The organism is Psychrobacter sp. GW64-MNA-CIBAN-0177 (genome assembly GCF_040309585.1).
Lineage (GTDB): Bacteria > Pseudomonadota > Gammaproteobacteria > Pseudomonadales > Moraxellaceae > Psychrobacter > Psychrobacter okhotskensis.
The window spans coordinates 1-251 of the sequence record NZ_JBEOOY010000459.1 but is presented as its reverse complement, the minus strand read 5'-3'; the positions used below and the strand labels follow the sequence as shown (position 1 = coordinate 251).

At 44.2% G+C, this 251-nt stretch carries 1 protein-coding gene; it reads right to left on the bottom strand.

What is annotated here, in order from left to right:
* Window positions 1–251, bottom strand: a 251-nt coding sequence (locus tag AAEY79_RS15840) for a hypothetical protein (RefSeq protein ID WP_352289606.1), incomplete at both ends; no start/stop codon positions are given.

The following is a 251-nucleotide window of genomic DNA, read 5'->3' as shown; positions in this document are numbered from 1 at the left end:
CACCACCATAGGTATAGTTATACTCAACTTGCTGTGCCGACGTTGAACTTGCTGCCCATAACTCTTCACAGGCATCTTGAGTGATATTTTCTACATCACAAGTATAGAAAGCACTGTTTTTAAGTTGGGCTTGCACGGCAAAACTTATGTCGCCAAAGCTGTTACGATATTGAACTGTTTTGTCACCACGACCGACACCATTTACCGCGCCGTCATCTTTGTTGTAAGTGTAAACACCCGCAGTGTTTCCG